This is a genomic window from Streptomyces sp. NPDC017940, from assembly GCF_044328435.1.
GTDB lineage: Bacteria > Actinomycetota > Actinomycetes > Streptomycetales > Streptomycetaceae > Streptomyces.
The window spans coordinates 539,797-556,932 of sequence record NZ_JBIRHJ010000002.1 but is presented as its reverse complement, the minus strand read 5'-3'; the positions used below and the strand labels follow the sequence as shown (position 1 = coordinate 556,932).

11 protein-coding genes and 1 pseudogene are annotated in these 17,136 nt (G+C 72.3%); 8 read left to right on the top strand and 4 right to left on the bottom strand.

Features of this window, described 5'->3' with window-relative positions; all coding sequences use genetic code 11:
- Positions 1-38: 38 nt before the first annotated feature.
- Positions 39-785: pseudogene (locus ACH4DX_RS08030) on the top strand (class I SAM-dependent methyltransferase).
- A gap of 369 nt (positions 786-1,154) precedes the next feature.
- On the opposite strand, the gene ACH4DX_RS08025 reads toward ACH4DX_RS08030, so the two are convergent.
- Positions 1,155-2,174 (bottom strand): LacI family DNA-binding transcriptional regulator, encoded by a 1,020-nt coding sequence (locus ACH4DX_RS08025; RefSeq protein WP_398114442.1) that lies wholly within the window; start codon positions 2,172-2,174, stop codon positions 1,155-1,157.
- A 604-nt stretch (positions 2,175-2,778) separates the two neighbouring features.
- Here ACH4DX_RS08025 and ACH4DX_RS08020 point away from each other — a divergent pair.
- The 5 genes from ACH4DX_RS08020 (at position 2,779) to ACH4DX_RS08000 (ending at position 10,687) form a co-directional block, all read left to right on the top strand.
- Entirely contained in the window at positions 2,779-4,017 is a 1,239-nt protein-coding gene (locus tag ACH4DX_RS08020) for an extracellular solute-binding protein (protein ID WP_398154757.1), read from the top strand.
- A 49-nt stretch (positions 4,018-4,066) separates the two neighbouring features.
- Positions 4,067-5,095, top strand: coding sequence for a carbohydrate ABC transporter permease (locus tag ACH4DX_RS08015; RefSeq protein WP_398154448.1), 1,029 nt, complete (start codon positions 4,067-4,069; stop codon positions 5,093-5,095).
- Positions 5,096-5,220: 125 nt separating this feature from the next.
- Positions 5,221-6,042, top strand: coding sequence for a carbohydrate ABC transporter permease (locus tag ACH4DX_RS08010; protein ID WP_398154756.1), 822 nt, complete (start codon positions 5,221-5,223; stop codon positions 6,040-6,042).
- Positions 6,043-6,128: 86 nt separating this feature from the next.
- Entirely contained in the window at positions 6,129-7,403 is a 1,275-nt protein-coding gene (locus ACH4DX_RS08005; RefSeq protein WP_398154447.1) for a glycosyl hydrolase, read from the top strand.
- A gap of 266 nt (positions 7,404-7,669) precedes the next feature.
- A complete protein-coding gene (locus ACH4DX_RS08000; RefSeq protein WP_398154446.1) occupies positions 7,670-10,687 on the top strand; it encodes an alpha-mannosidase in 3,018 nt (1,005 codons plus the stop codon).
- A gap of 90 nt (positions 10,688-10,777) precedes the next feature.
- Here ACH4DX_RS08000 and ACH4DX_RS07995 read toward each other — a convergent pair whose 3' ends face one another.
- Positions 10,778-11,629: an alpha/beta fold hydrolase gene (locus ACH4DX_RS07995; RefSeq protein ID WP_398114434.1), complete on the bottom strand. Its 852-nt coding sequence runs from the start codon at positions 11,627-11,629 to the stop codon at positions 10,778-10,780.
- 89 nt (positions 11,630-11,718) lie between these two features.
- Here ACH4DX_RS07995 and ACH4DX_RS07990 point away from each other — a divergent pair, with 89 nt between their 5' ends.
- Positions 11,719-12,192 (top strand): MarR family winged helix-turn-helix transcriptional regulator, encoded by a 474-nt coding sequence (locus tag ACH4DX_RS07990; RefSeq protein WP_398154445.1) that lies wholly within the window; start codon positions 11,719-11,721, stop codon positions 12,190-12,192.
- A gap of 53 nt (positions 12,193-12,245) precedes the next feature.
- Here ACH4DX_RS07990 and ACH4DX_RS07985 read toward each other — a convergent pair whose 3' ends face one another.
- Entirely contained in the window at positions 12,246-13,292 is a 1,047-nt protein-coding gene (locus ACH4DX_RS07985) for a hypothetical protein (protein ID WP_398154444.1), read from the bottom strand.
- A gap of 129 nt (positions 13,293-13,421) precedes the next feature.
- On the bottom strand, positions 13,422-14,813 hold the full coding sequence (locus ACH4DX_RS07980; protein ID WP_398154755.1) for a lipase maturation factor family protein: 1,392 nt from the start codon (positions 14,811-14,813) through the stop codon (positions 13,422-13,424).
- Between the two features lie 306 nt (positions 14,814-15,119).
- Here ACH4DX_RS07980 and ACH4DX_RS07975 point away from each other — a divergent pair, with 306 nt between their 5' ends.
- Positions 15,120-17,129 carry a SpoIIE family protein phosphatase gene (locus ACH4DX_RS07975; protein ID WP_398116024.1) on the top strand — a complete coding sequence of 670 codons (2,010 nt, stop codon included), beginning with the start codon at positions 15,120-15,122 and terminating at the stop codon, positions 17,127-17,129.
- Positions 17,130-17,136: the final 7 nt, after the last annotated feature.

The window sequence follows — 17,136 nt, the reverse complement described above, 5'->3', positions numbered from 1 at the left end:
GAGGCCCCGGCGCGCCGGGCGCGGATACCTTCGCCCGCATGGCCGACGAGATGTTCCAGGACCCGCGGCTCGCCGCGCTCTACGACGTGCTGGACCCCGACCGCGGCGACCTCGACGCGTATGTGGGGATCGTGACGGAGTTCGGTGCGCGGCGGGTCATCGATCTGGGGTGCGGTACGGGGGTGTTCGCGCTGCTCCTCGCCGAGCGGGGCATCGACGTCGTGGGCGTCGACCCGGCGCTCGCCTCCCTCGATGTGGCGAGGGCCAAGCCGGGCGCCGAGCGGGTGCGATGGATCCACGGGGACGGGGCGGGTCTGCCCCCGCTCGGGGTCGACCTCGTGACGATGACGGCCAACGCCGCGCAGCAGATCACCGGTGCCGGGGCCTGGCGGGCGACGCTGCGGGGCGTGCGGGGGGCGCTGCGGCCGGGCGGGCGGTTCGTGTTCGAGACCCGTGATCCGGCCCTGCGGGCCTGGGAGTCGTGGAACCGCGCGGCCTCGTAAGGCGTGACCGAGGTGCCCGGGGTCGGGGAGGTCGAGAGCTGGGTCGACCTGGTGGCGGTCGAGGGCCCCCTGGTGACGTTCCGCTGGAGCTATGTGTTCGCGGCGGACGGCCGGGTCCTGACCTCGCAGTCCACCCTGCGGTTCCGCGAACGCGCCGAGGTCGAGTCCGACCTGGCCGCCGCCGGCTACCTCCTGGACGCCGTACGGGACGCCCCCGACCGCCCCGGCAGAGAACTGGTCTTCCTGACCCGCACGCAGGCCCCCCATGGTGGGTGGCGTTGAGGTGTGCCCCATCAGGGGCGCGGGGAACTGCGCGCTCAGCCACGAAGTGCTCGCAGTCGCGTCTGCGGGGTGTTGTGGGCTGGTCGCGCAGTTCCTCGCGCCCCTTGAGGGGGGGTGTTGGGGTGTGCCCCGTCAGGGGCGCGGGGAACTGCGCGCTCAGCCACGGAATAGCCGCAGTCGCGTCTGCGGGGTGTTGTGGCAGTTGCGTGTGCGGGTTGTTGTGGGCTGGTCGCGCCGTTCCCCGCGCCCCTTGAGGGGGCGTTGGACTGTGCCCCGTTAGGGGCGCGGGGAACTGCGCGCTCGGCCACGAATTACCCGCAGACGCACCCGCGAGGTCTCGCGGGGTCGCGTCAAGGCGGGGGCGCAGGCCTAGGCGGTGCGCACCGCACGGGTGCTCTCCCGTTCGATCAGCCGCGGCAGCGGCACCTGCACCGTACCCGCGGGACCGTCGTCGAGGAGACCGAGAAGCTCCCGCGCCGCCGTCCGCCCGAAGGACACCGTGTCACGGGAGAGGGCGGTGAGCCACGGGTGCACCATGCGGCACAGGGCCGAGTCCTCCCAGGCCACCACGGACACGTCGTCCGGGACGGCGAAGCCGAGGGAGGCCGCGGCGGCCACCCCGGCCACGGCCATCACGTCGTTGTCGTACACGAGCGCCGTCGGCGGAGCATCCGCCCCGAGGACGCGCCGCGTCACCGCGGCGCCCTCCGCGTCGGAGTAGTCCGTGGTCACCGAGCGCACCTCGGTGAGCCCCCGCCGGTCGGCCTCAGCCCGCAGCGTCCGCACGCGCCGCTCGGTGTGCGCGAGACCGGGCAGCCCGGCGATGTGCACGACCCGGCGATGACCGAGGGCGTGCAGATGCCCGACCACGGACGCCATGGCACCCGCGTCGTCGACCCACACGGTGGACAGACCGGGGCGCTGCGGCCGCTCGGGGTCGGGCACACCCCCGGTGACGACCGCGGGCAGCCCGAGCTCCGCGAGCAGCTCGGGCCGCGGGTCGTCGGTGCGCGGGTCCACGACGAGGACACCGTCGACCCGGTGCTCGGCCCACCACCGCCGGTACACCGCGCACTCGGCGGCGACGTCCTCCACCACCTGGAACAGCAGGCCCAGTTGCCGCTCCGCCAGGACCTCCTGGATGCCCGAGATCAACTGTAGGAAGAACGAGTCCACGCCCAGCGTCCCCGCAGGGCGTGCCACCACCAGGCCGACCGTCGCCGCCCCCTCGCCCGAGAGGGCACGCGCGGCCGTGCTGGGCCGCCAGCCCAACTGCTCGGCGACCCTGCGCACCCGGTCACGCGTGATGTCGGACACCCCGGGACGGTCGTTGAGCGCGAAGGAGACGGCGCTCTCGGACACCCCGGCGCGCCGTGCGATGTCCTTCATGGTCGGCCGGCGTGCCGGTGACCGCTTGCCTTGCACCCTGTGCCCCTCTCCGCCTGCGGCGACGCGCAGGGTGTGTGCCGCGCCGCGCGCGGGGAATCGGCGCGGGCGTGGACTCGGTGCGCGCATCGACGGCCGACCGCCGCCTGCCGACCACCGCCTGCGCGGCCACGCACCGTGCTCGACCTCGTACTGGTCGTACCCGTACCCGGCCCGTACTCGTACCCGCACTTGTACCCGGGCCCGTACTCGTTCTCGTACCCGAGCCCGTACGAGCCCTCGTACGTACTAATGCGCTTGAGCCAGCACAGCCTAAAGCGCTTTAGTCTTCCCTGGCAAGGGATTCAACGCACCCTTCTGACCTGCTAGTTCGGCAGTGCGAACAGGTTCGGAACCAGCAAATCGTCCCCAATCCATTGACTTTTCACTTCCGTTCCATGCAGGGTCTGCCTCGGTGCGATTCCGACGCGGCCCACACTGCCGCCGGTGATCGCCGCCGCCCACGCCGGGCCGAGCAAAGGAGCCGTTCACCGTGCGTCAATCCCGGAGTTCCCGGATATCGAGAAGCCCCCGCGCAGCGGTCACCGCCGCCGCCCTCGCCGCCGTCATGCTCGGCCTGAGCGCCTGCGGCAGCGGCGACGACACCGGCTCGGCGGACGCCTCCGGCAAGGTCGAGGGCGACATCACCTTCCAGACCTGGAACCTGAAGGCGAACTTCAAGTCGTACTTCGAGGGCCTGATCGACGACTTCGAGAAGAAGTACCCCGACGCCGAGGTCAAGTGGGTGGACCAGCCCGGCGAGGGCTACGCCGACAAGATCAGCGCGGACGCCGCCGCGGGCACGCTGCCCGACGTCGTGAACGTCTCGCCCGACCTGGTGGCCCCGCTCGCCAAGGCCGGTCTCGCGCTCGATCTGGACAAGTCGGCGGGAAAGTACGAGAAGGAGTACCTTCCGGGCGCCTGGAAGAGCCACCAGGTGCCGGGCCTCGGGGGCACGTACGCCTTCCCCTGGTACCTGAACACCGGGCCGCTGTTCTACAACAAGCGCCTGTTCAAGGACGCCGGTCTGGACCCGGAGAAGCCGCCGAAGACCTACGACCAGCTGTTCGCCGACGCCGAGAAGCTGGCCGAGAAGAGCGACGGCAAGGTCGCCACGCTCGCCAACGTGCCCACCATCGAGGACTTCGGCCGCTACGGCGTCCCCCTGATGAACAAGGAGGGCACCGGTTTCGCCTTCAACGACGCCAAGGGCGTCGAGCTGCTCACCAAGTACAAGAAGCTGTACGACGCCAAGGCCCTGGACGGCCAGGCGCTGACCGCGACGCCCGAGTCGACCGGCAAGAAGTTCCTCACCGAGGCCGTCGCCATGAACCCGGGCAGCGCGCTCGACCTGGAGAAGTTCAAGAAGGACGCGCCCCGGCTCTACGAGAACATCGGCATCACCCCGCAGATCAGCAGCACCGGCAAGGACAACATGTACGTGATGGGGGTGATGGTGAACACCCGCACCAAGAAGACCCCCGCCGCCGTGGCCTTCGCCCACTTCGTCACCGACGCGCAGCGCCAGATGTCCTTCGCCAAGAAGGTCGCCATCTTCCCCAGCACCAAGGGCTCCCTGGACGACCCGTACTTCACCAGGACGGACGGCACGGACCAGACCAGGGTGCGGATCGCCGCCGCCAAGTCCCTGAAGACCGCCGTGAACTACACGCCCGTGCTGTTCAGCGAGCAGATGAAGGTGGAGCTGCGCAACGCCGTCGCGCGGGCCCTCCAGGGCAAGCAGAGCCCCAAGGAAGCGCTTGACAACGCTGTCAAGAGCTGTGACCGGCTGCTGAAGCAGAGCTGAACCCGGTGCCGAGTCAGCTGAACCACCCCAGGACCAGGGAACGTACGCCATGAAGAGTCAAGGAGCAGCCGCGGCGGCCACCGCGGGTCCGGGGGCCGCCCCCGCGCCGGGGCGCGGGCGCCGTGCCGGTGCGCCGGGCCCCGCGGGAAGGCGCCAGGGACGCGACGGCGCGTCGGGCACCCCCGGGAAGGGACCCGCACGGCGCCGCATCCGGCGCCAACTGGTCACCAGCCCCTGGCTGTTCGCCGCCCCCGGCCTCGCGATCGTCGGCGTCTTCATCCTCTATCCGTTCGTCAGCACCGTCATCAACTCCTTCACGGACAAACGGCAGCTGGTCGAGGGCAAGTACGTCGGCCTCGCGAACTTCCGCGAGCTGCTGCACGACGACATGTTCTGGATCGGCCTGCGCAACAGCACGCTGTACGTCCTCGTGGTGGTGCCCGCCCTCGTGGTGCTTCCGCTGCTGCTCGCACTCCTGGTGCAGAAGCAGATCCCCGGCATCACGTTCTTCCGGTCGGCCTTCTACACGCCGGTGGTCGCCTCCATCGTCGTGGTCGGTCTGATCTGGGTGTGGATGCTCGACGAACGCGGCCTGGTGAACGCCGTCCTGGAGGCGGTGGGCGCGGGCAAGGTCGGCTTCCTCAGCGACCAGTGGCTGCTGCTGTTCTCCGCCATGGCCGTCACGGTCTGGAAGGGCCTCGGCTACTACATGATCATCTATCTCGCGGCGCTCGCGAACGTGCCCCGCGAACTGCACGAGGCGGCCGCCGTGGACGGCGCGGGACCGGTACGCCGGTTCCTCTCCGTCACCGTCCCCGCGGTCCGCTCCACCATGGTGCTCGTCGCCGCGCTGTCCTCGGTGGCCGCCTTCAAGGTCTTCTCCGAGGTGTATCTGATGGCGGGGCCGACCGGCGGCCCCGCGGGCGAGGACACGACCCTCGTGATGCTCGTGCAGCGCACCGGCACCGGCCTGACCGGGCGCGTCGGCTACGCCTCCGCGATCTCCGTGGTCATCTTCGTCGTCACCGTCGCACTGATGCTCCTGGTGCTGCGCGCGGACCGGAAGGAGGACGCGTGATGCCCGCACCGAGGACGGCCCCCGAGGCCCCGGTGGCGCAGGTGGCGCCCGTGTCGAAGGAGAACCGCACCGCCCCCGGCGCCCGCGGTCGCCGCGGCCGGGTCAGGGACGAGAACGGCCGGCGCATGCCCGTGTGGGAGCTGATCCTGCGCTACGCCCTGCTGCTCGGTGTGCTCGCCCTGATGATCGGGCCGTTCCTGTGGCAGCTCTCGACGTCCCTGAAGGGGCCGCACGAGAACATCTTCAGCTCGCCGCCGAGCTTCCTGCCCTCCGACCCGACCCTGCACAACTACGAACGCGTCGCCGACACCATCCCCGTGTGGGACTACGCCCTGAACTCCCTCAAGGTCGCCGCCGCCAACGTCTTCACCAACTGCGTGGGCGCGGCGCTCGCCGGCTATGCCCTCGCCCGCCTGCGCTACCGCGGCCGCAAGGCGGCCACCCTGGTGTTCATCCTCGCCATGCTGGTCCCCGTCGAGGGCATCATCATCGCCCAGTTCACGACGATGCGGGACCTCGGTCTGAACAACACCCTGATGGGCGTGCTCCTGCCCGGCTGTGTCTCGGCCCTCAACGTGCTCCTGATGCGCAACGCCTTCCTCAACCTGCCCTACGAGGTGGAGGAGGCCGCGTTCGTGGACGGCGCCAATGTGTGGCAGCGGTTCTTCCGCATCGCGCTGCCCGCGGTGAAGGGCACGCTCGCCGTGGTGGCGATCTTCGCCTTCATGGGCGCCTGGGACGACTTCCTGTGGCCGCTGATCGTGCTCAGCGACCCCGACAAGTTCACGCTCACCATCGGCCTCAACTACCTCCACGGCACCTTCGCCAACGACGAACGCCTCGTCGCCGCGGGCACCGTGATCGCGGTCCTGCCGCTGATCGTGCTCTTCGCCTGCCTGCAACGGTACTTCTTCCGCGGCGTCGGCGAGGGCGCGGTCAAGGGCTGACAGGCGCCGTCCGCCGCTGCCCGCCCGCACCGCCCCAGCTCCGAGAACCCAGCTCCCAGCTCCCAGCTCCCAGAAGCAGGATCCGCATGACGTCTGACGACACGACCGGCGCGGCCCCCGCCGCCCGGCCCCGCTTCGGCGCCAACTACACCCCGAGCCAGGGATGGTTCCACCACTGGCTGGACTTCGACATCGACGCCGTACGCCGTGACCTCGACGGCGTCGCGGCCCTCGGCCTCGACCACGTCCGGGTCTTCCCCATCTGGCCGTACTTCCAGCCCAACCGCACCCTGATCAGACCGCGGGCCGTCGAGCAGCTCGTCGCGCTCGCCGACGCCGCCGCCGAGCGGGGACTCGACGTGAACGTCGACGGCCTCCAGGGCCACCTGTCCAGCTTCGACTTCCTGCCCGCCTGGACCCAGACCTGGCACCGCAGGAACATCTTCACCGACCCCGACGTGGTGTCCGGGCAGGCCGCCTATCTGCGCACCCTCGCCGCCGCGCTCGCCGACCGGCCGAACTTCATCGGCATGACCATCGGCAACGAGATCAACCAGTTCGCGGCCGGGCCGCACCCCGACCCCGACCGCATCACCCCCGAGCAGGCGGACACCTGGCTGCGCACGGTCCTCGCCGCCTGCGAGGAGGGCGCCCCCGGGAAGCTGCACCTGCACGCGGAGTACGACGCCGCCTGGTACCAGGACGACCAGCCGTTCACACCCGCCCAGGCCGCCCGCGCCGGCGCCGTCACGGCCGTGCACTCCTGGGTGTTCAACGGCACCGCCCAGCGGCACGGGCAGGACGGCGTCGCCACCGGGCAGCACGCCGCGTACATGATCGAACTGTCCAAGGCGTGGGCCCTCGCACCGCACCGGCCCGTGTGGCTCCAGGAGGTCGGCGCACCCGCGCCGCTCATACCGCCCGCCGCCGCCGCGGACTTCACCGAGGCCACCGTGAACGCGGCGCTCGACTGCGCGGACGTGTGGGGCGTGACGTGGTGGTGCTCCCACGATGTGTCCCGCTCCCTTGCCGACTTCCCCGAACTCGAGTACAGCCTCGGCCTGTTGACCAACGACGGGCGGGTGAAGCCCGCGGGGGAGGCGTTGGCGCGGCTCGCCAAGGAGTGGCGTGACCGGCCCGCGCCGCCGGTCCGGGCCACCGCGCTCGTCGTCGACGCGGGTGCCGGCTTCGGGGGGCGGTCCGTGTGTGCTCCCGGGGGAGCGGTGTTCGAGGCGTTCGCCCGGCTCGCCGGGGAGGGGGTGCGGCCCGCGTGTGTGCTCGCGGAGCGGGTGGGGGACGCCGCCCATCTTGCCGCCCGGGGCATCCGGGAGGTGGTCCGCCCGTCCGACGTCCTCGGCTGAGGGTCCCTGCCGGGGGCTCCCCAGTCCCGCCCCTTCCCGTAACCAAACGCCGGACGGGCTGAAATCCTCGCCGCACGGGGAGGGTTCTTGAGCCCGTCCGGCGATTGAGGACGAGGCCGCAGGCCGACAACGGGGTCTGGGGCGGAGCCCCGGTTTCGGTGAAGGGGCGGGACTGGGGCGCCCCCGCGAGGCCCCACCCACCCGCACCGCACCACCCACCGCACCCGGCACCCCGCACCCCGCACCCCACAACACGGAGACCCCACATGCACGACGACCGCAGCCTGGTCGAGGGCCGCCTCAAGCGCGTCCTCGACGAACGCATCCGCCCCGCCGTATACCCCGCCTCCGTCCCCCTGGACGTAGCCGTCTGGAACGCCCCGGGCGAACCGGTACCGGTGGCCGAGGGCATCGCCGCGAAGCCGGGGCCCACCGAGGTGGGCGCCCGCTGGGGCGCGCCCTGGGGCACCAGCTGGTTCCGGGTCACGGGCACGGTCCCGGCTGAGTGGGCGGGCAGGACGGTCGAGGCGATCCTCGACCTCGGCTTCGACGAGAACATGCCGGGCTTCCAGTGCGAGGGCCTGGTGTACCACCCGGACGGCACCCCGGTGAAGGGCCTGAACCCGCGCAACCAGTGGGTGCGGATCGCCGCCCCGGCGCAGGGCGGCGAGGAGGTGTGCCTGCACATCGAGGCCGCCTCGAACCCGGTGATCCTGGACTACCACCCGTTCCTGCCGACGCAGCTCGGCGACAAGGAGACGGCGGGCAGCGAACCGCAGTACCGCCTGGAGCGCATGGACCTCGCCGTCTTCGACGAGACGGTGTGGCAGCTCGTCGTCGACCTGGAGGTGCTCGGCGAGCTGATGCAGGAGCTGCCCGAGGACTCCGGCCGCCGGCACGAGATCCTGCGGGCCGTCGACCGCGCCCTGGACGCCGTCGACCTCCAGGACGTCAACGGGTCGGCGCCCGCCGCGCGCGCCGCGCTCGAAGGCGTGCTCGCCGCGCCCGCGCACGACTCCGCGCACCGCGTCAGCGCCGTGGGGCACGCCCACATCGACTCCGCCTGGCTGTGGCCGCTGCGCGAGACGGTGCGCAAGGTGGCGCGTACGACGTCCAACATGACGGCGCTGCTCGACGACGAGCCGGACTTCGTGTTCGCCATGTCGCAGGCACAGCAGTGGGCGTGGATCAAGGAGCACCGGCCCGAGGTGTGGGCGAAGGTGAAGAAGGCCGTCGCGGACGGGCGGTTCGTCCCCGCCGGTGGCATGTGGGTCGAGTCCGACACCAACATGCCCGGTTCCGAGGCCATGGCGCGGCAGTTCGTGCACGGCAAGCGGTTCTTCCTCCAGGAGTTCGGCGTCGAGAACGACGAGGCGTGGCTGCCGGACACCTTCGGGTTCGCGGCGGGGCTTCCGCAGATCATCAAGGCGGCGGGGTCCAAGTGGCTGCTCACGCAGAAGATCTCGTGGTCGCAGACCAACAAGTTCCCGCACCACACCTTCCAGTGGGAGGGCATCGACGGCACCCGGATCTTCACGCACTTCCCGCCCGTCGACACCTACAACTGCTCCATGAAGGGCAGCGAGATCGCCCACGCGGCCAGGAACTTCAAGGACAAGGGGGTCGCACGGCACTCGCTCGCGCCGACCGGCTGGGGTGACGGGGGTGGCGGCACGACCCGCGAGATGATCGCCAAGGCCGCCCGGATGCGCGACCTCGAGGGCTCGGCGAGCGTGCGGTGGGAGACCCCGGCCGCGTTCTTCGAGAAGGCCGAGGCGGAGTACCCGAACGCGCCGGTATGGGTCGGCGAGCTCTATCTGGAGCTGCACCGCGCCACCCTCACCAGCCAGGCCGGCACCAAGCAGGGCAACCGCCGCAGCGAGCACCTGCTCAGGGAGGCCGAGCTGTGGGCCGCGACGGCCGCCGTCCGGGCCGGATTCCCCTACCCGTACGAGGACCTCGACCGGATCTGGAAGACGGTGCTGCTGCACCAGTTCCACGACATCCTGCCCGGCTCGTCGATCGCCTGGGTGCACCGCGAGGCCCGCGCCACCTACGCGGCGGTGGCGGCCGAACTCGACGCGATCATCACCGCGGCCCAGCGGGCCCTGGCGGGTGACGGCGCGAGCACCCTGGTCTTCAACTCCGCGCCGCACACCCGCGAGGGCGTGCCCGCGGGTGGTGCCGCGCTGCCGGTGGCGGTCGGCGAGTCGGCGATCGCCGCGCGCGCCGACGGTGGCTACCTCCTCGACAACGGCCTGCTGCGGGTGGAGATCGACACCCGTGGCCTCGTGGTCTCCGCGTACGACATCGCCGCGGGACGCGAGACCGTCGCCCCCGGTGCCGCCGCCAACCTGCCCCAGCTGCACGCCGATTTCCCCAACATGTGGGACGCCTGGGACGTCGACGAGTTCTACCGCCACTCCGTGACCGACCTGACGGACGTGGTGGAGGTCGTCCCGTGCGACGGGGCCTCCGTGCGCGTCGTGCGGCGGTTCGGGTCCTCCCGGCTGACGCAGGTCCTGACCCTCGCGCCGGGCGAGCGGCGCCTCGACATCGACACGGAGGTCGACTGGCACGAGACCGAGAAGTTCCTCAAGCTGGCCTTCGCCCTCGACGTGCACGCCGAGCGGTACGCCTCGGAGACCCAGTTCGGCCACTTCCACCGGCCCACGCACACCAACACCAGCTGGGAGGCGGCCAAGTTCGAGGCGTGCAACCACCGCTTCCTGCACATCGAGGAGCCCGGCTGGGGTGTCGCCCTCGTCAACGACTCGACGTACGGGCACGACGTGACCCGTGCCGTGCGGGACGCCGACGCCGGTACGACCACGACGGTGCGCGTGTCGCTGCTGCGGGCGCCGCGGTTCCCCGACCCCGAGACCGACCAGGGGGTGCACCGGTTCCGGCACGCCCTGGTGCCGGGGGCGGGCATCGTCGACGCCGTGCGTGAGGGGTACCGCATCAACCTGCCGGAACGCCGTGTCACGGGTGCCGCGGACGCGGTGGCCCCACTGGTCGCCGTCGCCGACGACGCCGTGGTCGTGACGGCCGTCAAGCTCGCCGACGACGGCAGCGGGGACGTGGTGGTCCGCTTCCACGAGGCGCACGGCGGGCGCGCCAGGACGACGCTCACCCTCGGCTTCGAGGCCGGGTCCGTCGCCGTGACGGACCTTCTGGAGCGGCCGCTCGACGGGGCGGTGGCCCCGGAGCGGGACGGTGCCGTCCTCACGGTGTCGCTGCGGCCGTTCGAGCTGGTGACGCTGCGGGTGGCGCGAGCCTGAGCGGGTCCGTCCGCGGCGGGTACGGAGGGCGGCCACTTCCGTGCGCCCCTTCCGTGCCCGCCGCACCGGACCCGGTCGCGCGCGGTGCCCTCACCTGCCGTACATGGCGACCGCGTCTGCGGCCAGCTGGTCCAGGAACGTCTGGAGCGCGTCGTTGAAGGCGTCGGGGCGCTCCATGTTGGGGTAGTGCGCGCAGTCCTCGAGGGTGACCGTCCGGCCGTCCGCCACGGAGGAGGCGAGGCGCTCGGCCATGGCCAGGCAGTCCGCGGAGTCGACGGCGCCGCTCAGGGCCAGCACGGGTACGTCGAGTTCCGCGGCGCGGGCCCAGGTGTCGGTGACCGGCACGATCTTCGGCGGCTCCGCGCCCGTGTGCTTGCTCAACGTGTGCGTGACCATGTCGCGCACCCGTTGGACCACGCTCGGCTCCACGTCGTCGAGGGTGCGGTGCGGCCCCGGCACGAACAGCAGGTGCGCCGCGGCGAACGCCGCCGCGTCACCGGTGGCCGCCGCCCGTGCCCACTCCGCCCGGATGGCCTTCACCCACGGGTCGTCGTACTCGGGTTCGCTGGTCCCGGCGCCGCTGACCACGAGGGCCCGGACGAGATCAGGGTGTTCGATGGCGGTGTCCACCGCGATGCCCGCGCCCATCGAGAGCCCGACGAGGACGGCCGGGCCGACGTCCAGGTGGCGCAGGAGCGCGGCCAGGTCGTCGGTCTGGCGGAACGGCACGCTCGCGTTAGCGGACCGGCCGTGGCCGCGGGCGTCGGGGGCGATGACGCGGAAGGTCCGGGAGAAGCGCGCGATCTGGTCGTCCCACATGCGGTGGTCCACGAAGCCGCCGTGCAGCAGGACGAGCGGGGCGCCCCAGCCGGTGTCGCGATAGGCGAGCGGGCCGTCGGCGGTGTCGAGGAAGAGCACGTCGGGGGTGTGGGTATCCATCATGACAACCAAGGTGTCACCTCCCCCCAACTTTGACAACCAAGGTGTCATGTTGACAGGACGCTTGACACCTACGGTGTCATACTGGCGCCGTGACCGACGCCGCGGAACCGCTCGCCCCCGATGACCTCGCCGCCCGCCTCACCGAGGTCTTCGACCTGGTGGGCCCCCTGTACCGGCGCGTGCACCGCAAGGTGGAGCTGGCCGCGCCGCTCGACGGCCTCTCCGTGGGCACCCGTGCCGTCATGGTCCTGCTGCGCGAGCACGGCCCCATGACCGTCCCGCAACTGGGCCGCGCACAGTCCCTGAGCCGCCAGTTCGTCCAGCGCATGGTGAACGACGCGGCCTCCCACGGCCTGGTCGAGAGCATCCCCAACCCGGCCCACCAACGGTCGTCCCTGATCCGCCTCACCGCGGCGGGCACCGCGGCCGTCACCGCCGTCGTGGACCGCGAGCAGATACTCCTGCGCCAGGTCGGCGGCCACCTCACCGACGCCGACGTGACGGCTTGCGTCCATGTACTGACAAGGATGCTGGAGCTGTTCGACGACGTCGACGTCGACTGAGGCCATGGAGACGGACCGCCAGGTCCGGGCGCAGGCCCGGACCTGGCCCCGCCTCAGTTGCCTATGGTCGCCAGCGCCGGGCGGAACGCGGTGAGGGCGCCGTCGACCGGCTGCGGAGGCGTCCACGTGGTGGCGGGGAACCTGCTCCACCAGATCCGCTCGTCCCCGCCCACGCCCTTCCACGTCATGTAGACCGAGCCGGAGTGCACCGCGAGCGCCGGGCCGACGCTGCTGAAGGCACCCGGCACGGGCTGGGGAGCCGTCCAGGCCGTCGAGCCCGCGTAGAGGCGGCTCCACCAGACCCGCTCGTCACCCCCGGCGCCCTTCCATGCCATGTGCATGCCGCCACCGGGCACCCCGGTCAGGGCCACCCCCGCGCTGCTCAGGGCGCCCGGCACCGGTTGCGGGCCGGTCCAGTCGTTGGTGCCGCTGTCGCCGCCCCGGTAGGTGCTCCACCAGATCCGCTCGTCCCCGTCGGCGCCCCGCCACGCCATGCGCGCCACCCCGTAGGTGCCGATGTGGTCGACGCCGAGGGCGGGACCGAAACCGGTGAGGGCGCCGGGAACGATCTGCGGTGCCGTCCAGCGCCCGAACCGGCTGTTCCACCAGATGCGCTGGTCCCCGCCGAGCCCCCGCCACGCCATGAGGACACCCGCGTACGGAGCGAGTGCCGGGCCGACCTTGGTGAAGGCGCCGGGCACCGGCTCCGGCCCGGTCCAGGTCGTGCCGTCGAGCCGGTTCCAGAAGATCCGCTCGTCGCCCTCCACACCCTTCCACGCCATGTGCAGGGCCCCGCCGGAAGGCCCGGCCAGGGCGACGCCGCCGCTGCTGAGAGCGCCCGGCACCGGTTGCGGGCCGGTCCAGCCGCCGTCGTTGCGCACGCCGTTCCACCAGACCCGCTGGTCGCCGCCGAGGCCGCGCCAGGCCATGTACGTGCTGCCGTCGCTCGCGCGGCCTCTCGCGGGCGCGAGGCCGTACGCCTCCGGGGCGGCGAGCCCCGGCACCCCCGCCGCAGCGACCGCCGCCGCGCCCAGGCCGAGCACCCGACGGCGACTCAGCGAAGCGGCCGTGCGTGGTGTCCGTGTCCGTGACGCCTTCATGGTGTGCCCCCTCGGTCGTGGAACCGCCCGCGCGGACAGAGGCGCGGGCCCGTCGACTGTGCCGGGGCCGGACGGCGGCGGACAACGGTTGTTCCGCTGACCGGAACAGCGACGCGCCGCAGAATGCGATCACGGTCCCGGTTCGCGCGGCGACGAGAGCCGTGTCGGTGGCCAGAACTCCCGCACATACGTCCGCCGCCACCACACCCCCTCAGCCCGCAGCTCCCGCCACGTCGCGAACTCGTAGCGGTAGAGCACGGCCCGTACGTACGCGGGCGGGGCGGCGGCCGGGAACGGCACCCGGTGCAGGAGCCGGACCGTGTCCCGGTCCCCGTCCAGGAGCCGCTCCAGGAACGGGCCGAACCAGGGGCGGGCGTACGCGGGGGAGAGGGCGGCGAACCACATCATCCAGTCGAGGCGCAGGTGATGGGGTGCGAACTGGCGTGGTCGCCGCCGTACGTCCCCGGGCTTGCCCTTGAACTCGTACTCCCGCCACACGGAGTCCGCCCGCGGCACCGCGTCCGCCGTGCCCTCGATCACGACTTCCCGCCGGGTGCGGCTGACGCTGCCGAACGCGCCGTAGGAGTTGACCAGGCGCAGCGGGTCGAAGGAGACGTTCATGAGCTGCCGCCGCGAGAACAGGTTGCGGGCCGGGCGGTAGCTGAGGCCGACGAGGGCCGCGGCCGCGGCGACGACGAGGACCTCGTACCACAGCGGCGGGGCGGCGAGGTCCGCGGGCGGGGCCGCCGCGCCGCCGAACAGGCGGGTGAAGTCGACGGCGCCGACGGCCAGCACGATCGTCAGCCAGTTCAGCCACGCGAAGTTGCCGGAGAGCACCAGCCACAGCTGGGTGGCGATCATCAGCAGGGCCGCGCCCGTCGCGACCGGCTGCGGAGTGAACAGCAGGAAGGGCACGACGAGCTGGGTGACGTGGTTGGCGGCCGCCTCGACGCGGTGCAGCGGCCGCGGCAGCCGGTGGAAGAACCAGCTCAGCGGCCCCGGCATGGGCTGTGTCTCGTGGTGGAAGTACAGACAGGTCAGCTCGCGCCAGCACGCGTCGCCCCGCAGCTTGATCAGCCCGGCGCCGAACTCCACCCGGAAGAGCACCCAGCGCAGCAGGAACAGCACGAGCACCGGCGGCGCCACGTCGTCACCCGCGAGGAACACGGCGAGGAAGCCGACCTCGAGCAGCAGCGACTCCCAGCCGAAGCCGTACCAGACCTGCCCCACGTTCACGATCGACAGGTACAGCACCCACGGCACGAACCACAGCAGCATCGCGCCCCACAGCGGAAGCAGCCCGTCGGCGCCCGCGAGCAGCGCCACCGCGACCGCGCAGCCCGCCCAGGCGCAGAGCGCGAAGAACCGGTCCGAGTAGTGCAGGTGGAAGAGGCCGGGGGCCCGGCGGAAGGGCATGTGCGCGACGAACCGCGGCACCGGCAGCATGCCCCGCTCGCCGATGAGCGCGCGGAACTGAAGCGCCGCGCCCAGGAAGGCCACCAGGTACAGCGCGGCCAGCATCCGCTGGAGGACGAGACGGCTGAGCCAGTAGGAGTCCGCCGTGAACCATCCACTGCTCCATTGTGGGCAGGAGAGCGAAGGAAGCGCGTCACGGACGGGCGCGACCAGTGGACCGGGAGCACCGGGTGGTGCGCCCGCCCGCCGGTCCGCCGTCCACATGCGGCCGACCGAGGGTGCGCCTAGCGTTGGCGCATGGACGCGGGCACGGGAGGTGTCGAGGCGGCGCTGCGGCGCTGCGGCGGCTGTGCATCCGCTCACTCGGGCCCCACCTGCTGTTTCCTGGAGTCCTACGGCCCCGGCCTGGGAATGGGCAGCTTCGAGTGGGACCTCGGGTCCAATGTGCTGCTCCTGGACGAGGCCGGGCTCGCCCTCTTCGACATGCGGCGCGAGGAGTTCGACAACCGGCCGCAGTGCCTCGCCGTGCGGGTGCCGCCGGGCGAGGCCCACCGCCTGGACGTCCAGGTGTCCCAGGCCATCAAGAGCGGCGACGTCGGCTACGGCGCGTACTTCCGGGTACGGCTGCGCGACGGCAGCATGCACTGGCGGCACACCCAGGGCCACGTCCTGCACGACGGCTCCGAGCGGCCGCGGCGCATCGTGGGGGTCATCCGTGACGCCACCCGCGAGCTGAGCGACAGCACGGCGCACCGCGAACGCGTCGAGGAGGAGGCGGACCGGCGCCGCCGCACCAGCGTCGTGCAGGGCACCACCGCGGCCCTGGCGCACGCCCGCACCGTCGCCGACGTCATCGACGTCCTGAACGACGCCAGGGGCCTCGCGCACCTGGGGGCGTCGCACCTGGTCATGGGTCTGGTCGAGGCGGGCAGGATCCGCCTGGTCGCGGAGGGGCCGCCGGAGGGCTACGTACCCGGCACCCGGCTCACCCGCGTCGACGAGCAGTACCCCATGAGCGAGGCCGTGCGCACGCTGGCACCGCGCTACATCGAGACACCGCAGGACTTCGCCTCCTCCTACCCGAAGCTGTGGCCGCACATCGCGCACCTGGGCATCACCTCCGCCGCCTATCTGCCGCTGATCGCCCAGGCCAAGCCGCTCGCCGTGCTCGGCCTGCTCTACCAGGACCGCACCGGCTTCACGCAGGAGGAGCGCACCGTCCTCGTGGCGCTCGGCAGCAGCATCGCGCAGAGCCTCCAGCGAGCCATGCTGTACGAGCAGGAGAAGGACCTCGCCCAGGGCCTCCAGCAGGCGATGCTGCCCCGCACCATCCCCGGCGTGCCCGGCGCCGACATCGCCGTGCGCTACCGCAGCGCGGCACTCGGCCGCGACATCGGCGGCGACTGGTACGACGTGATCCCGCTGCCCGGCGGCCGGGTCGGCGCCGTCATCGGTGACGTCCAGGGCCACGACACGCACGCCGCGGCCGTCATGGGCCAGCTGCGCATCGTGCTGCGCGCCTACGCCGCCGAGGGCCACACCCCCGCCACCGTGATGGCCCGCGCCTCCGGCTTCCTGCACGAGCTGGACACCGACCGCTTCGCGACCTGCCTGTACGCCGAGACCGACCTCAGCACCGGTGTGGTGCAGCTGGTGCGCGCCGGGCACATCGACCCGCTGCTGCGGCTCACCGACGGCACCTGCCGCCGCGTGCCCGTCGAGGGCGGCCTGCCGCTCGGCCTCTCCGCCGAGTTCGGGCGGCTCGACTATCCCGCGGCCACCGTCGAACTCGACCCCGGCCAGACCCTGTTGCTGTACACCGACGGCCTCGTGGAGGAGCCCGGCGAGGACCTCGACGACGGCACCCAGGCCCTCGCCGAGCTCGTCGCCGTCGGCCCGCACGACCTCGAGGAGCTGGCCGACCGGCTGTGCGGCCGGGTCGACGACCGCCGCGGCGACGACGACGCGGCACTGCTCCTGCTGCGCCGCCGCACCGCGGACGCGCCACGCTCCGGCGGCAGGCTCCAGCAGCACGTCGCCCCGAACGACCCCGAGGCACTCGCCGAGGCACGGCACATGATCAGGGCCGCCGTACGCGCCTGGGGCGCCCGCGACCGCGCCGACGAGATCGAGCTGGCCGCCGACGAGCTGATCACGAACGCCCTCATGCACACCGACGGGCCCGCGATCGTCACCCTGCGCGTGGTGTCCGCCGCCGACCGGCGGCTGCGCGTCGACGTCGACGACTCCTCCAGCGCGCTGCCCCGCCTCCGCGAGGCCTCCGACGACGGGGTGTCCGGGCGCGGACTGCTGCTCGTGGACCGGCTCGCGGACGTGTGGGGGGTGGACTCGCGGGGCGGCGGCAAGTGCGTGTGGTGCGAGTTCGTGGTGCCCGCGCGCGGCGCGACGGACGGAGGGTGAACGAGGC